The organism is Kitasatospora sp. MAP5-34, assembly GCF_029894335.1.
In the GTDB taxonomy this organism is placed as follows: domain Bacteria; phylum Actinomycetota; class Actinomycetes; order Streptomycetales; family Streptomycetaceae; genus Kitasatospora.
Map to the genome: position 1 here is coordinate 45,944 of NZ_JARXZC010000006.1, position 13,616 is coordinate 59,559.

18 protein-coding genes are annotated in these 13,616 nt (G+C 64.7%); all 18 read left to right on the plus strand.

Annotation, left to right across the window (positions count from 1 at the left end; translation table 11 throughout):
* The first annotated feature begins 6 nt into the window (after positions 1-6).
* The 18 genes from P3T29_RS08315 to P3T29_RS08400 all read left to right on the plus strand — a co-directional run bounded on the left by P3T29_RS08315 (position 7) and on the right by P3T29_RS08400 (position 13,595).
* Positions 7-2,895: a hypothetical protein gene (locus P3T29_RS08315; RefSeq protein WP_280695867.1), complete on the plus strand. Its 2,889-nt coding sequence runs from the start codon at positions 7-9 to the stop codon at positions 2,893-2,895.
* 57 nt (positions 2,896-2,952) lie between these two features.
* Complete coding sequence (locus P3T29_RS08320; protein ID WP_280695866.1) at positions 2,953-3,492, plus strand: hypothetical protein; 540 nt, start codon at positions 2,953-2,955, stop codon at positions 3,490-3,492.
* A 14-nt stretch (positions 3,493-3,506) separates the two neighbouring features.
* A complete protein-coding gene (locus P3T29_RS32680; protein WP_348532804.1) occupies positions 3,507-4,403 on the plus strand; it encodes a GH25 family lysozyme in 897 nt (298 codons plus the stop codon).
* Entirely contained in the window at positions 4,403-4,645 is a 243-nt protein-coding gene (locus P3T29_RS08330) for a hypothetical protein (protein ID WP_280695865.1), read from the plus strand. Before P3T29_RS32680 ends, P3T29_RS08330 begins: the two co-directional genes overlap by 1 nt.
* Before the next feature lie 177 nt (positions 4,646-4,822).
* Positions 4,823-5,170 (plus strand): hypothetical protein, encoded by a 348-nt coding sequence (locus P3T29_RS08335; RefSeq protein ID WP_280715664.1) that lies wholly within the window; start codon positions 4,823-4,825, stop codon positions 5,168-5,170.
* Between the two features lie 3 nt (positions 5,171-5,173).
* Positions 5,174-5,728 carry a hypothetical protein gene (locus P3T29_RS08340; RefSeq protein ID WP_280695863.1) on the plus strand — a complete coding sequence of 185 codons (555 nt, stop codon included), beginning with the start codon at positions 5,174-5,176 and terminating at the stop codon, positions 5,726-5,728.
* A 169-nt stretch (positions 5,729-5,897) separates the two neighbouring features.
* Positions 5,898-6,890, plus strand: a complete 993-nt coding sequence (locus P3T29_RS08345) for a hypothetical protein (protein ID WP_280695862.1) — start codon at positions 5,898-5,900, stop codon at positions 6,888-6,890.
* A gap of 58 nt (positions 6,891-6,948) precedes the next feature.
* Complete coding sequence (locus P3T29_RS08350; RefSeq protein ID WP_280695861.1) at positions 6,949-7,155, plus strand: hypothetical protein; 207 nt, start codon at positions 6,949-6,951, stop codon at positions 7,153-7,155.
* 76 nt (positions 7,156-7,231) lie between these two features.
* A complete protein-coding gene (locus tag P3T29_RS08355) occupies positions 7,232-7,747 on the plus strand; it encodes a hypothetical protein (RefSeq protein WP_280695860.1) in 516 nt (171 codons plus the stop codon).
* Positions 7,748-8,167: 420 nt separating this feature from the next.
* The gene (locus P3T29_RS08360; RefSeq protein WP_280715665.1) at positions 8,168-8,908 is read left to right on the plus strand and encodes a hypothetical protein; all 741 of its coding nucleotides are present in this window, start codon (positions 8,168-8,170) and stop codon (positions 8,906-8,908) included.
* Positions 8,909-8,925: 17 nt separating this feature from the next.
* Entirely contained in the window at positions 8,926-9,531 is a 606-nt protein-coding gene (locus P3T29_RS08365; protein WP_280695858.1) for an RNA ligase family protein, read from the plus strand.
* A 98-nt stretch (positions 9,532-9,629) separates the two neighbouring features.
* Positions 9,630-10,376, plus strand: coding sequence for a CHAP domain-containing protein (locus P3T29_RS08370; RefSeq protein WP_280695857.1), 747 nt, complete (start codon positions 9,630-9,632; stop codon positions 10,374-10,376).
* Positions 10,377-10,431: 55 nt separating this feature from the next.
* Positions 10,432-10,821: a hypothetical protein gene (locus P3T29_RS08375; protein ID WP_280695856.1), complete on the plus strand. Its 390-nt coding sequence runs from the start codon at positions 10,432-10,434 to the stop codon at positions 10,819-10,821.
* Positions 10,822-10,943: 122 nt separating this feature from the next.
* Complete coding sequence (locus tag P3T29_RS08380) at positions 10,944-11,639, plus strand: hypothetical protein (RefSeq protein ID WP_280695855.1); 696 nt, start codon at positions 10,944-10,946, stop codon at positions 11,637-11,639.
* 49 nt (positions 11,640-11,688) lie between these two features.
* Entirely contained in the window at positions 11,689-11,919 is a 231-nt protein-coding gene (locus P3T29_RS08385) for a hypothetical protein (protein ID WP_280695854.1), read from the plus strand.
* Between the two features lie 171 nt (positions 11,920-12,090).
* Positions 12,091-12,447, plus strand: coding sequence for a hypothetical protein (locus tag P3T29_RS08390; protein WP_280695853.1), 357 nt, complete (start codon positions 12,091-12,093; stop codon positions 12,445-12,447).
* Position 12,448: 1 nt separating this feature from the next.
* Positions 12,449-12,724 (plus strand): hypothetical protein, encoded by a 276-nt coding sequence (locus P3T29_RS08395; protein ID WP_280695852.1) that lies wholly within the window; start codon positions 12,449-12,451, stop codon positions 12,722-12,724.
* Between the two features lie 364 nt (positions 12,725-13,088).
* Entirely contained in the window at positions 13,089-13,595 is a 507-nt protein-coding gene (locus tag P3T29_RS08400; protein ID WP_280695851.1) for a hypothetical protein, read from the plus strand.
* Positions 13,596-13,616 lie beyond the last annotated feature (21 nt).

The following is a 13,616-nucleotide window of genomic DNA, read 5'->3' on the forward strand; positions in this document are numbered from 1 at the left end:
GGACCCATGGCACTTAACCCCAACTGGCCCGTACTGGATTACGCATGGGGGCCCGTATGGAACGCGAGCGGGGGCAGTGCGCCAGGCTGGGCGTACACCGCGCTGACCGGGCGCACCATGGGCAAGGTGGGCGTTGGGCGTGGCCGCCAGTACGAGACTGACCAGGTTCAGGCTGGCACCATGTCCGCCCGCTTTGCGAACAACGATGGCCAGCTTGACCCGATGAACGCGGCAAGCCCATGGAACGGCCGAATTAAGCCCTACACGCCTCTCCGTGTCCGTGTGCAGTACCCACCGACTCAGAACATGCTGACTCAGGGGGCCGCGACCGGTGGCGACGTGGCCGCGACGCTCGGCACGATGAACAGTCAGAATCCGTCGCTCTGGATTTCCTCGTCCACCGACAGCAATAACGGCAGTGTGGTGGCCAGTGGTTCGGCCTTCCAGGGCTCCAATGTCCTCCAGTTCAACATCCCTGCCAACACCTCGGCCTCACCGGTCTACAATGCGCGCATCTTCTATGCGCTGAACGGCTCGGTGGTTCCCGGGCAGACATACACCTTCCAGGCGCGGGTTCGGAACGTCACGGCCTCCGCGTCGCTGACCGTGGCCCCGTTCTTCGAGTGGTACGGGTGGAATGGAGGAAGCGCCGGTAACCTCACTGGCACCTACGTTGTAGGCTCCAATTCCACTCTGGCGGGCTCGACTTCGGCCGCATGGACTCAGGTAACCTTCACGGCTACCGCCCCGACCTCCGGCGGCGTGTACGGCATCGTTGCTGGTGTCGCCCTCACGGCCACGTCTCCCGCCTCGGCCGTGAGTCTCCAGGCGGACGCTCTCCAGCTCGAAAAGGGCTCCACTGCAACGGCCTTCACCGTCCCGGGCATCACGTACCCGCTCTACTCGGGTTTCGTGGAGCGCTGGCCGTCTAAGTGGGACTTCGGAGGGACGTACGGCGTCGTTGACCCGACGGTTGTGGACTCCTTCGCGCTTCTCTCTCAGCGCCAGCTCCGAGACCCGCTGACGCAGGAGATTTACAGCCATACGCCGAATTTCATTTACACGCTCGGCGACCCGCAGGGGACTTCGTATTTCGCTGACGCTACCGGCAACTATGGACCGGCCAGTATCGGTGTGTCCGCCTACGGCGCAGGCTCGGTAACGGCGGGCAACAAGATTCAATCCTCCAGTGCTGGCGGGACGTTCATGTCCACCAACACCGTTGTCACGGTCGCCAATGCCAATCCGGGGACCAACTACATTGGCGCGGCGTCGTTCGTCAGCCTTTCGGCCGGTGGCGTGAAGGGTCCGAAGGACCCTGCGGCGTGGACGCGCATTATCGCCTTCCGGTACACGGGCCCCGTCCCGTCTACCGGAAATGCGGTTCTGTGGACGGCCTTTGGCCCACAGGGTGGCGGTGGTGGATCTCGGATCGAGATCGGCATCAACAGCTCCAGCCAGCTCTACGCAACGGTCCAGGGCCCGACCGGCGCGCAGGTGTCCGGACACAACGGGCACGTGAACGTCTGTGACGGAAACTGGCACCTCGGGATCATCTCGTACTCGGGTACTACCGGGTTTGGCGTCGCATGTGACGGTGGCCTGATCGACTACTGGTCTGGCTATTCGGCATCGACCAACCCGACCGGGCTGATTTCGGACAGCGTGGGCGGGTGGGTGGACCCGAGCACGGGCAACGGCACTGCCTTTAACTACCAGGGCGACATTGCGTACGCCGCTGAGTTCTCGGGCTTCTTCTTCTCCAACGATGTGACCAATCTGTATTCCGCGTGGAAGAGCCAAGCGCAGGGAGATTCGACCGACCAGCGGTACGCGCGCATCCTGCGCTGGGCTGGCTATACCGGCGCATCCGATATTGGCACCGGCCAGACTACGAGCATGGGGCCCGCCAGCGTGGCCGGACAGGATGCCCTCTCGGCGCTGGCCAGCGTGGTGGAGACCGAGAACGGCCTTCACTACATCAACAGCGCTGGAACGATCGTGTTCCGTGGTCGTGGCACCCGCTACAACAACACAAGCCCGGTCTACACCTTCGGTGAGAACACGGGCGCGGGGGAGTGGCCGTATGACGAAGTCGAGTTGGATTTCGACTCAACCCACCTGGCCAATCAAGTCACGGTGACGCAGCCTGCCAACTCGACTCAGGCGAATGGCCAGAACTTCACGGCCGCAGACACTACTTCGCAGAACGACTACTTCCCGCGAACCATGTCCCGCACGGTGAACAGCACGAGCGATGCCGAGTGCCAGGATGCCGCGAACTACTTCCTCTCTCGATACAAGAACCCGCTCACGCGCGTTCAGTCAATCAAGCTGCACCCGTCGGCGAATCCGGCGCTGTGGCCTGTCTGCCTCTCGCTTGAGCTGAACATGCGCGTCCGCATCATGCGGCGGCCGTTCGGGGCCCCACCCATTCAGGTGGATTGCTTCGTTGAGCATATCCAGTGGGACCTTGACGACCAGAACGAAGCGTTCGTCACCCTCCAGTGCTCCCCGGTGGACCCGACCCCATACGGGCTATTCGGCGCATTCCGGACGACTATCTACGGCTCGACCACGCAGCCGATAGGAACGTCCGGCTTCCCGGTCGGTCCGATGAACGGCGACAACTCGCAGGCGCTCGCTGCAATCGTCGGACACGGTTCACAGATCACCATCGAACCGGGCACCTCCAATGCCGAAACGTTCACCGTGGACTACGTGACGGCCACCACCCCCGGTAGCTGGACTTACGGAAACATCGTGATGACCACGGCGTCCACCAAGGCCCACCCTGCCGGGGCCGTTGTCTGCGAGGCGTTGCCCTCGGGTGTGACGGACCCAACCAAGTACGACACCAGCGACAAGTTCGACAGCGCCGCATTCTCCTACTAGCCGGAGTCACCGCCCGAATTCGGGCGGTGGCCCTGTGCTGGCCACATGTGAGGACTCATGACCAATCTTCCCGTGCCCAATCCGGCGCAAGCCTCCCCGGGCAACTTCATCACTGGCGCGCTGTGGAACGCCAACGTCTACAACGGCCTTACCTTCCTGCTCAACCCGCCGGTGTTCGTCGGCACGCAGGCAACCGCGCAGTCCATCGCGAACACATCGTGGTGGACTATTTCTTTGGACTCGACCATCGTTGACACGTACGGCGGCCACAGCAACACAGTTAACAACTCCCGGTATACCGTGCAGGTTGCTGGCTGGTACACCATCGCTGGTGGCTTCGCGATGGTGCCGGTAAACGGAAGTCTGCGCGCCGTGGGTGTGTGGATTAACGGCAGCCAGGCTTTGGCGGGCACGGGCTACGCATTTGGCTGTGATGGCAACTTCGAAGGCTGGGCGGCTCTCCCGACGCGGGACTACTACCTCAACGTAGGTGACTACGTTCAGCTCGTGGGCTGGCAGGGGACCGGCGCGGCACAAAACACGTCCATGAACAGCGGCATCCGAAGCGTCCTCTATGTGCGCTTCTCACACGCGTAACGGAAGGAACTTCCTTGTCTCTCTTTGGTGTAGACGTTTCCAGCTACCAGCCGTCCGACTTTGACGTGTCGGGGCTCTCCTTCGCCTTTGTCAAGGCCACCGAGGGTACCGGCTACGTGAATCCCAAGTACTCGGCACAGCTTGCCACCGCGCGCAACGCTGGCCTGGTGGTCGGCCACTACCACTTCGCGCACCCGGGCAACGCCGACGCTCAGGTGCAGCACTTCCTCAATCGCGTAGACGTGCGCCAGGGGGAGATTCTGGCGTACGACTGGGAGGCCAGCGGCGTGAGCCAGGCCGACCGGGACGCATTCATGAAGTCCGTCAAGGCGCTCCGCCCGGACCTCAAGGTTGTTCTCTACTGCAACCGCGACTTCTGGCGGAACGTGGACACCGAGAGCTACGCGGGGGATGGTCTGTGGATCGCTGACCCGAACGCCCCCGCCGGTCGGCCGAACATCAGCTTCCCGTGGGTCTTCCATCAGTACAGTTGGACCGGCGGCATTGACCGCAACGTGGCCCGCTTCGGCTCCATCGGTGAGCTTCGCGCGTGGGCTGGCGAGATCGCTCCGGCCCCCGCTCCGGCCCCCGCTCCGGCCCCCGCTCCCGCTCCGGCCCGCCCGCAGGTTTCCCTCAATCATGTGGTTGAGGCCGCCCGCACCGACCCTGGCGCAGCGCAGGGCTACCAGTCCCACCCGGACGATGTGCGGCCGGTTGAGGCCGCCCTTGTCGCGGAAGGACTGCTTGCGGCGCAGTACGGCTATGACGGTTCGTTCGGCTCCACCAGCGTGGCCGCGTACGCCGAGTGGCAGCGTCGCTGTGGCTACACTGGAGCGTCGGCCAACGGCATCCCTGGTCATGCCTCGCTCGCACTGCTCGGCCAGCGCCACGGTTTTGAGGTGGTGGCCTAATGTCCGAGGCACAGAACGAAATTGGAGTGGTCACCATCACCGCCAAGGAAATCTACGAGGTGGTTGTAGGCGTCCGCGATGACGTGCGCTCGCTGGCGCAGGATCAGAAGACCGTGGCGGGCACGCTGGCCGACCATGAGTCCCGCCTGCGTGGCGTGGAGCGCTGGAAGTACGGCGTCCCAGTGGCCACCCTTTCGGGGGTAGTCGCCACCGTGGCCGCCGTGGCCAGCTACATCAAGTAAGGAAGGAATTCCTCCCACCCCTTTGATAGTGAAATGGTGGGTCACTGAGTGGCCACAGATCTACCCGAACCTAATTGCGCAGGTTATGTGGTCCGGCCCAATTTGGGCCTGGCACCACTGGCACCTTAAGCGCCTCATCGTGCGCGAGTTCCGCGCACTCACCGAAAGGGAGCCCGAGTGAGCTTCGGTCCAATTTCCGGCAAGGTGACCGCCGCCACGGTGGCCGCCGCTGGTACCACGATGGTGTGCAACATCCTCGGTCCGTACGTCTTTCACGGCCAGGTCCCGAACGACATTCAGGGTCTGATCGACTCGACCATTGCGGCTGCCGTTACCTTCGGTGCTGGCTACCTGGCCCGCCACGTCGTCCCCACGGTCGAGCATGAGGCCGAGAAGATCGTCAGCGCCTCTGCCGTCAAGGCCGTGGCTTCCGAGGTCACCAAGCTGGCGAACATCCCGGCTGCCACGGTCGGCGTCCCTTCGTCCGCCGTGGCTCAGGCTCCCATCCCGCCGGTTGGCGGCTAGCCGGTGCACATCGCTTTCATCGGTCGGGCGCGCAGCGGTAAGGACTCTGCTGCTGCTCGGCTGGTGGACCAGTGCGGGTATGCCCGCGTGGCGTTCGCCGACCCGCTGAAAGAGGCCGCTCTCAAGCTGGACCCCATCGTGTACACGTACGTGTCTCACGATGGGCACGAGGCCACGGAGGAACGACTCTCCGAAGTGGTCGGCTACTCCGGTTGGGAGCGTGCTAAGGCCGAAGTCCCGGAAGTGCGGCGCGTGTTGCAACACATGGGCCAAGGCGTGCGCGACCTGGACCCCGAGTTTTGGATTCGTCAGGCCGTGGCCCGGATCGAGTCCGCCCCCGGGCCGGTCGTGGTCACTGACTGCCGGTACCGCAATGAGGCCGCCGCACTCAAGCGCCTAGGTTTCCGGATCATCCGTGTTCAACGTCCCCCGCACGGTGGGGAGTTGACCGGCCCGCAGCACGTCAGCGAGACCGAGCTAGACGACTACCAAGCAGACGCAACCCTGTTCAACTTCGGTTCCCTGCAAGACCTTTGGGACCGTGTGGACCTACTCTGACCAGAGCCCCCTACTGCCAAACCGGCGGTAGGGGGCTCTCTGCGTACACCGCCCGAATTCGGGCGGTGGCAACACGCCGCTGACCAGCAAGTTTGACCTGACACCCCGACAGGTCTACTGTTGGCATCAACAGCGAGGCAACCCGCCAAGCATGACAGGGGAGATCCACATGGCCGCCAAGCAGAACACCGACACCATCGACCCGGCGAAGCTCACCGAGGAGGTTACGGCGCTGATCGAGCGCATCACCGCCGTTGCCATCGCCGGTGAGGACACCACGCCGCTCAAGGAGGAGGCGGAAGCGCTGATCAAGCAGCTTCCGACGAAGGACCGCACGAAGCTCCGGGCGCAGGTGCGCAAGGCAGCCGAGAGCAAGCCCGCTCCCGAGCCGTCCACGGAGGTGGCCGTTACCGTCCCGGCCAGCTACCACGACGTTGAGGGCCTGGACGAGCTGGTCCAGATGGGTGCCGCGAAGGTTCGCGAGGGTATTTCCTCGCTGGCCAAGGGTTCCGAGGTGGCCAAGGAGATTGGCAACGTCCTTCTGGACATGCGCCGCCGGATCGTCAACCCGAAGACCGAGCTTCCGGACCTCCGGGCGGACACCGACATGGCCAAGAAGGCGTCCAGCGACATGTTCCAGACGGTTGAGGCCGCCATGAAGGAGGCGGGGAACTTCAACCAGGAAGTCATGGACTCCTACAAGAAGAGCATCCGGACTCAGACCGCCCACATCGTTGTCCACTACGTGGCCGCGCTTGACCAGAACCCGGATGAGGCACAGCACTTCTTCGCCAAGGCGCTGGAGCGCAACCCCGACATGTCGCCGACGGAGGCCGTCCGCAAGGAGTGCAAGATCTCTGACAAGTCGGAGATCGACAAGGCCCGCGAGAGGGCGCAGGCCAAGAGCGCGCTTGCTGCCGCCAAGAAGGCACTGGAGGCTGGCGAGGAAGCCGAGATGGACGAGGACGAAGCTCGGGCCATCGTGGACGCCGCGACCATCGCGCCGATCGACAAGGCCATGGGAGAACTCAGCAAGGCTACGAAGGCGTTCGCTGCCGCTCTCAAGATGGCTGGCCAGCTCGGTGAAGATGACGTGGCGCTCCTCAAGGAGACCATGAGTAAGTGGCTGGAGGAGGCCACCGTAGCCAAGGCCAAGCTGTAACGACTCGGTAACGGCCCCTGCTCTACTTGGGCGGGGGCTCAGCCGCATGGAGGACAGCATGTACAGAGCGATTGCCCGCCGCCCCGACGGCCGCGTGTTGGGGGAGCGGACGGCCGAGACGGCCGAGTTGGCCGCCCGGCTGGTCTTAATCCTGGCCAAGGCGAACGGCTGGACCGGCGACGAGAACGAAGCGGTGGCCAGCCTCATGGTTGGCGAACCGATCGAACACAAGGGCTTCGTCTACGAGGTCCAGGAAAGCCCCTGAGCGGCCCGTAGCCGCTCGTTCAGCCCCCGCCTGGCCAACCGGTCGGGCGGGGCCCTCGGAGAGGAGCAGGGACGGCATGCCGAAGGCTGAATACGAATTCAAGATCGGAACCATCCGTGCGGAGCACGGCACGTCTACCAACCCCGTGATTGTTACCGGGTGGGTGGTGAACGGGCGGGACCACGACCGACCGCTCCGAATGGATGTGTCACCGGCCGACGCGCGCCGATTGGCAGCGCGGCTGATTGAGGCCGCAGAGACCTCGGAGCGGGCCGAGGTCACCACCGCATGCCTGGCCGACATGGAGAGTAACCCTGGCTGGCCGCATGAGCCTGGCACCGAGGCCGCCAAGCGGCAGGCTGAGGCGTACGAGCGGGAGCGGGCCAATGTGCAGCCCGCCCCCACCATGACCTACTCGGAGCACTGTGGACACGTGCTCGGGGTAGCGCCGCAGTACGACAAGGATCATGTCGTCCCCTGCGCTCAATGCGGGAGCGAGACGCACACCGCGTGCCAGCACGGAGATGAGGACCGCCACTGTTCTCGGTGCGGAATCGACCACACTCCGGAAGAGTGCGTTTACAAGGTCTAGCCGCCCCGTATCGGCGCTCTGAGCCCCCGTCTGGCCCCCTGGCCCGGCGGGGGCTTTGTCGTGCCCGTAGAGGGCCGTACAGGGCTTCCGTTACGCACCGTGGCAGCCGGCCTTCCGGAGCGTAATCAGCGCAGGTGAGGGGCGGTGCCCATGACGGTATGACGGTTCTAGTTGTTCTTCTGGATAAGCCATAAGACCTCTAAGAGAAACCTAAACAGCCCTCCACTTCGTCATACCGTCATGCCGACCCCGGGCCGACGGCCGGAATCCCTCCCACCCCTTGAGAGGTAGTGATCCGACTACCCGAGGGAGGCCCGCCGCATGGCTGGCGTTCGCACAATTCAGCGCGGTGGCTCGCGCTTCTACATCGACCCGGACGACACGGCCGTCAAGGTCCCGGGCGTTACCTCCGTCATCGGCATGTTGCCGAAGCCGTTCCTCACGTTCTGGGCAGCGAAGCTGACCGCAGAGCTGGCGGTTGATTCCCTGCCGTTCGTTCAGCAGATGGCCGAGAGGGACCGCCAGGGGGCCGTTGACTACCTCAAGGGCGCGTCCCGCAGGTACACCAAGGTTCGGGCTGAAATCGGCTCCATGGCTCACGACGCCTTCGAGCGGCTGGCCCGTGGTGAGGCCGTCGGCCACGTCCACCCGGACATTCAGGCGCACGTCCGCCACTTCCGTGAGTTCCTGGCCGCTGTGAACCCGGAGCTGGTCCGTGCGGAAGACGTGGCCTGGTCCGACGAACACGAATACGCGGGGTCCTTCGATGCCATCCTGAGAATCTGGGTGGACGACGAACACCAGGTGACCCCGGACCGCTCCGGCCGCCCCATGCTGATCATGGCCGACTGGAAGACCTCCAAGGACGTACACGCCGAGGTGGCCCTACAGATGGCCGCGTACGCCAACGCTGACCGGATCGTCTCGCCGGACGGAACGAGCACGCCTATGCCGCACTTCGATGGGGCGGCCGTCCTCCACGTCACAGAGGATCAGTGGTCCTTCTACCCGGTCCGCATCGACGCCGACGTGTTCGAGTTCTTTCTCAGCCTGCGGCATGTCTTCAACTGGGACCGAGAGGCCAACAAGACCGTGATCGGCCGGAAGCTGGCCGCCTCCACGGCCAAGCTGGTGACCGGCACTCAGCGGCGCGCGCGCTAACTACCCGAGGGAGAGAAATGGTTGACTTCGTAGAGTGGCCGAAGACCCCACGCCTGTTCCGAGAGATCTGCATTACCGAGAAGATCGACGGGACGAACGCAGCACTCCACATCGTGGAGAACCCGGACCTCCCGGGGACCTACTCCATCACTGCCCAGTCCCGGAAGCGCATCGTCACCCCGGACAGTGACAACTACGGCTTTGCCCGCTGGGCTCACGCCAATGCGTCCGAGCTGATCGAACTTCTCGGCCCCGGGCTCCACTTCGGCGAGTGGTGGGGGCGCAGCATTCAGCGCACCTACGGCACCGACAAGCGCGCCTTCTCGCTGTTCAACGTGGACCGGCACAAGGACACCAAGGCCGTCATCGACGGCGTGTACGTCCAGCCCGTACCAGTCATGTACCAGGGTCCGTTCTCGGACGCTCCGGTCCGTGCGTGCCTTACCTTCCTCAAGACCCATGGCTCACTGGCTGTCCCGGGCTTCGGTGACCCCGAGGGCATCTGCGTCTGGCACAGCCAGTCCAGGAAGGTCTACAAGGTCACGCTGGACAACAGCGACGCTGGCAAGTGGGAGAACCCTGCCGCCGTAGCGATGCCCAAGGAGACCCGCCCGGCCAACTAATCCACCGCCCGAATTCGGGCGGTACCCCACCCCGACTACTCCCGGGGTGGGGCCCTTCCCATGCCCAGAAAGGGGTATGTATGCCTGGCCTTAACGCCATGCTCACCGAGGCTCGCAAGTGGGTTGACGCCGCTTACAAGGAGGGCCCCAACAACGAGACCCCGTTTGGCCGTTGGTACGGCGACGATAACGAGCCCTGGTGTGACCAGTTCGTCAGCTATGTGGGCGACGCCAGCGGGAACGGCGACGCCGTGGGGCGCTTCGAGTACTGCCCGAGCCACGTGGAGTGGTTTAAGAATCAGGGCCGCTTCGGCTCGGACCCGATACCCGGCGCGCTGGTCTTCTACTCGTGGAACGGCGACGGCGTGGCCGACCATGTCGGCATCGTCGTGGGCATCTCGGACTCAGAGATCACCACGTACGAAGGCAACACGTCCTCTGGCCAGGCTGGCAGCCAGGGCAACGGGGATGGTGCCTACGAGCGCACCCGCCCGCGCAACTGGCAGATCCTCGGGTACGGCTACCCGAACTACCCCGCAGACGCGGTCAGTCCGGCACCGGCACCACCGGTCCCCGCTCCGTCCGGCCCGTCCGCCCCGCCGTTCCCGGGGGAGTACCTGCGTCTCCGCTCTCCGATGATGCACGATGACAATGTGCGCGCGTGGCAGCAGCGCATGAGTGACCGAGGCTGGCACATCTCCGTGGATGGCTGGTTCGGTTCCGCATCGCGGGACGTGGCCGTTGCCTTCCAGAACGACAGCACCGCGAACGGCTGGCCGCTGGACGCTGACGGCATCGTTGGCCCGGCCACGTGGCGCGCCGCTTGGGAGCGTCCGGTTTCCTAGGAATCCCTCCCACCCCTTCGGTAGTAGCAGCACCGCTACTACCGAAGGAGAGGCCGTGGCCTACAAGTTCTCGGATGATCAGGTTCTCGAAACCCTGCGCGAAGTCGTGGCCGAGCGGCCCGAGTTGGTCTACGAGGCCCCGACCCACCAGCGCGACGACGCCGACCCGGGCATGTGCTTCTACGTCCACTACGACGCCGACGGCGAGAACCCGACGGCCGGATGCCTCATTGGAACGGTCTACAACCGGCTCGGTGTCCCGCTGGAGGAGCTGGCCCGGTACGAGGGCCGTCCGGCCAACGCGCTGGGCTCGGGTGGGCTGGTCCAGGTCAGTCGGGCCATGACCACTCTGTTGGTTTGGGTCCAGGAGGACCAGGACCAGGGTCGGACGTGGGCCGAGGCGCTGGGCCGGAACGAGCGCTTCGCGCCAACTGCCTTGGTCTGACCTCTTGTTGCCCCCGATGGCTTCGGCTGTCGGGGGCAACTGCGTTTCTGGGCACGGGAATTGCTCCCACCCCTTAATAACCAGAGAGAGGGAAAGCCTCCCAAACACGAAGGAGTGAGCGCGTGGCACTGCGTATCTTCGACACCGACCCCGACGCCAAGCCGAAGCCCCGCTTCTCGGATGACGCGGTGGGTCGCCTCCACTCCGGCAAGGCGGTGGACGGCGTCCCCCTGGCCCTCTCGGAGTGGCGGTTCTCGACCGGTGACCCGGAGGTTGCGGACGCCGTTCGCCAGCTCTTCGGCGGCACCGTGGAGGAGCTGGAGACCGACAAGGAGAACTTCATCTCCGTGGAGACCACATCTCCTACCATCCTGGTGGTTCTGGACGGCCCCAAGGCCGTCTACGCGGACATGAAGTTGTGGAACCGCAACAAGCTGGTCCACCACTGCGACGGCGTGGAGTTCCTGAGCCCCGACGAGAAGAAGGGCGTCCCGTGCGGCTGCCCGTCCCTGTTCGCGGAGCGCAAGCAGGCCGCCAAGGACTACGTTGGCCCGGCCCCGTCCATCTCGGTGACCTTCCGCCTGGCCGATGACTACGAACTCGGCAAGTTCCGCTTTCAGACCGGCTCTTGGTCCATGGCCGAGGTTCTGCACGAGTACGACGCCGCGCTGTCCCGCTTTGACGGCGAAGTCCTGGCAGAGCTGACCATCGAAGAGGTCTCGTACACCACCAAGAAGGGCCGGAACGTCAACTACTTCAAGCCCGTGATCAAGGTCCTGAAGTCCTACAGCGACGCCGTGGCCGAAGCCCCGTTCTAGTCCACCCCGCACCTCCCCAACAAACCAACCAAACAGGAGAGTTCACACCATGGCGTTCTACCTTGTCACCCGCACTGACGCTACCGACCTTGGCGAGTATGACGCGCTGATCGTGCGCGCCAAGGGCAAGCGGCAGGCGCTCAACCTGGTTACCCGCGCTGCCGCCGATGAGCCGTTCGCAGGCTTCAAGAAGGACGGTAGCAACGCCCGGGTGGAGCGACTGACCGACGGCCGGGACCACGACAACTCCGTTCTGCTGGCGTCCTACTTCGGTGCCTGATGGAGCGCTGCACGAAGTGTGAGCCCCGGAGCGAGATTCGTCCGCTCCGGGGTCTCCCCGATGACGAGATCAAACGGCCGCTCTGGGAGTGGCCCGCCTCGCAGGCGCGTGAGGTAATCCGCGAACGGCGTAGGCGCTTTGGTTGGGACGACGACGCAGAGGAGAGGGACCTTGGCTAAGGCCGAGATGCGCAGCGAAGTAATCACGATCAAGAAGGACACTGTCCGGCTGGAGCTGTCGCCCGCCGAGGCGGAGGCGCTGGCCGCCGTGATCAACCTGGTACAGGGGAGCCCGACCAACAGCCCGCGCAAGCTGGTCCTGGCCGTCAAGGACGCCCTGGCTGCCGCTGGCGTTCGCTCGGCGGCCATGACCACGCACGCCTACCGGCACAGCCTCAACGGGTTCACCTCGGTAACCCTTGGCGCTGCCACCCGCCACGCTGCCGAGTTGCTGACCGATACCAGCCGGGTGGCGTTCCGGGAGTACACGACCGTGTGGAGCAAGGCCGAGCGCGGAGAGGACAACTGACATGGGCAAGCGGGGAGTAGTCACCGACTACGCAGGCGAGGAGCTTTACGCGGGTGACTTGGTCGCCTACTCGGTCCGGCAGGGCAACCGGGTGCGCATGTCGGACGCTGTGGTTCTCAAGGTGACCGCCGTTCTGGAGGGTGGCCGCCTGCGTCCCATGCTGCATGTGCAGCCCACAGGCGTGGAGAGCGGGTTCACCAAGCGCCGGTCACTGCGGACGGAGTGGATCAGCGCGGAACACGTCCGGCTGGTCCGCGCGCAGGCGGACCGACACTGAGCCCACGGGGCCGGTCGTACCAACTCGGTGCGTCCGGCCCCTCTTTGCTGTACCAGCGCCCGAATTCGGGCGGTGAGGGAGAGACATGCACGGGCGGATTACCGCCACGTCGGCCACGGCCCTCGGGGACGTTCAGAAACTCAAGCAAGGGGACGTGCTCCACGTCCAGCGCGGTGCCGAGACGCGCCGTGACTTCGATCGGTATTGGGACGCTATGCGCACCGCTTGGTGGCGTGGCGCTGAAATCCATTGGGAGGACTGATGTTTGGCGCATTGCTTGCGCTGGTGTCCATGGGTTCATTCTTCCTCGGTGTGGCTCTGGCCAACGTCGGGGAGTGGCTTCGGGAGCAACAGGGTAGGCACCGTGGCTAACCCCAACAAGGCTAAGGGGACGGCGTGGGAATCCGCCGTCCGTGACTACCTCAACCGTGATCTAGGGCTGGCACACTCGGACGGGACGCCGCGTGACCCGTTCTCGCCGCTGAACGTCCGCCGTCCGGCGCAGGAGGGCGTCAAGGACGTGGGCGACGTGCACGCCGTGCCGTTCATCCTGGAGTGTAAGGACTGCAAGTCGTCTGCCATTCCAACTTGGCTTCGCCAGACCCGAGTTGAAGCCAAGAACGCAGGCTTTCCCTTCGGTGTGGCGGTGGTCAAGCTCCGGCGGCACGGTGTCCACTCCGGCAGTGTCCACTTCGATGTGCGCACCTGGACGCGCGTACGGCTGGCGCTCGGTCTCAAGTCGGCCGACATGTACGCCCGTTACGGCTTCAAGCTCTCCATGCGCGGGCTCGACACGTCCCGCTGGTACTTCACCAGTGACGTGTACTTCTTCTCTCGGATTCTGGCCGACGTACGGAAGGTGCTGGCATGAGACACCCGAACGACGAAAACG

Coding starts and splice junctions, on each gene's coding strand:
- P3T29_RS08345 (WP_280695862.1), top strand. CDS start 5,898: ATGGCCGCCAAGCAGAACACCGACACCATCGACCCGGCGAAGCTCACC.
- P3T29_RS08370 (WP_280695857.1), top strand. CDS start 9,630: ATGCTCACCGAGGCTCGCAAGTGGGTTGACGCCGCTTACAAGGAGGGC.
- P3T29_RS08315 (WP_280695867.1), top strand. CDS start 7: ATGGCACTTAACCCCAACTGGCCCGTACTGGATTACGCATGGGGGCCC.
- P3T29_RS08330 (WP_280695865.1), top strand. CDS start 4,403: ATGTCCGAGGCACAGAACGAAATTGGAGTGGTCACCATCACCGCCAAG.
- P3T29_RS08385 (WP_280695854.1), top strand. CDS start 11,689: ATGGCGTTCTACCTTGTCACCCGCACTGACGCTACCGACCTTGGCGAG.
- P3T29_RS08355 (WP_280695860.1), top strand. CDS start 7,232: ATGCCGAAGGCTGAATACGAATTCAAGATCGGAACCATCCGTGCGGAG.
- P3T29_RS08360 (WP_280715665.1), top strand. CDS start 8,168: ATGTTGCCGAAGCCGTTCCTCACGTTCTGGGCAGCGAAGCTGACCGCA.
- P3T29_RS08395 (WP_280695852.1), top strand. CDS start 12,449: ATGGGCAAGCGGGGAGTAGTCACCGACTACGCAGGCGAGGAGCTTTAC.
- P3T29_RS08320 (WP_280695866.1), top strand. CDS start 2,953: ATGACCAATCTTCCCGTGCCCAATCCGGCGCAAGCCTCCCCGGGCAAC.
- P3T29_RS08350 (WP_280695861.1), top strand. CDS start 6,949: ATGTACAGAGCGATTGCCCGCCGCCCCGACGGCCGCGTGTTGGGGGAG.
- P3T29_RS08365 (WP_280695858.1), top strand. CDS start 8,926: ATGGTTGACTTCGTAGAGTGGCCGAAGACCCCACGCCTGTTCCGAGAG.